Consider the following 1,157-nt stretch of genomic DNA (forward strand, 5'->3'; position numbering starts at 1 on the left):
ATAAATTTTTAATTATATAAAGTCTATGCAACCTCATTTATAGTATTGATATTTTGAGGAGCTTTAGCTTGCTTTTTAAATACTCTACTTCCAATTTCACCAGCTAGTAATCCACCTAGAACACTAAGACCTACTGCTAAAACTACATTTAGAGGATTGTTAAAGCCAAAAGGTGCTAATAACCCAGGAATAGGAGAAGCTGTTCCTGGAGCATTATTTATAATTTTAAAATGTGCAGCTGCTAATCCTGAAAGTCCACCACCAAAAAAGTTAGAAACGTATATTGGTATAGCATTGGCAGTTACGATATGTGCTTGAGTTAAAGGCTCTAGCATTACAGCGACAACATTGCTTTTATTTCCTAATTTTAATTTGTGGAAAATCATTCCGTTTGTAAATGAACCACCTACACAGGCAATAGATGCAATACCCATTGCTAAACCCTTAAGGTCAAGCATAGCAGTTAATGCCATTGAACTTAATGGAGATGTGCAAATCATTTTCATAATTCCGCCTAGTAGGAATCCCATTAAATAAGGAGATTGCTCTGCTGCTATAGAAATCATTTCTCCAATATTGATTAAAGTCGCATTAACTACAGGATCTACGCCTAAAGCAATACCTCTAGCTATTGGAGCTATTAATAATGCTCCAACTATAACATCTAAACCTTCTGGTAATTTTTTCTCTATATATGGAGCAATCAATCCTACTATATATCCTGCAATAAATCCTGGTAATATTCCGTAGCCAGACACAGCTACTCCAGCAACTACAGCATATATAGGATTAATACCCATACTAATGCCAACTAATATAACTGCTGCAACTCCTCCCATGCTTCCTGAAGAGGAACCAACTGTTGATAAGAAACTAATATTTAATAAGTCACCACTAATATATTTATGAATAGCTTCTACTAAGAAAGTTGCTACCGCTGCATTAGCTAACCCAGACATAGCTTTTTGACCTTTAGGCATTTTTAAGCTAAATAGTGAAAATAAAGCTAAAGTGAAAATTAATAACCCTATTCCTTTAATAATTGTAAGCATAAATGGCCTCCTTATAAATTTATTTTAATCTTATAAATTTAAATTCATTAGATATGGACAAATTTAGCTAAAAAGTAAATATTTATTCTTTTTAAAATAATCTGA

Annotated in this window: 1 protein-coding gene; it reads right to left on the minus strand. The window is 32.8% G+C overall.

Annotated features, from left to right (window positions below; translation table 11 throughout):
• Positions 1 to 23: 23 nt before the first annotated feature.
• A complete protein-coding gene (locus ACY1IQ_RS21115; RefSeq protein ID WP_039631315.1) occupies positions 24 to 1,052 on the minus strand; it encodes a PTS sugar transporter subunit IIC in 1,029 nt (342 codons plus the stop codon).
• Positions 1,053 to 1,157 lie beyond the last annotated feature (105 nt).

It is taken from the genome of Clostridium sp. Marseille-QA1073 (assembly GCF_054863625.1).

What these genes read in the sequence shown, in the direction of transcription:
- ACY1IQ_RS21115 (WP_039631315.1), bottom strand. Translation starts at nt 1,052, where the DNA reads ATGCTTACAATTATTAAAGGAATAGGGTTATTAATTTTCACTTTAGCT.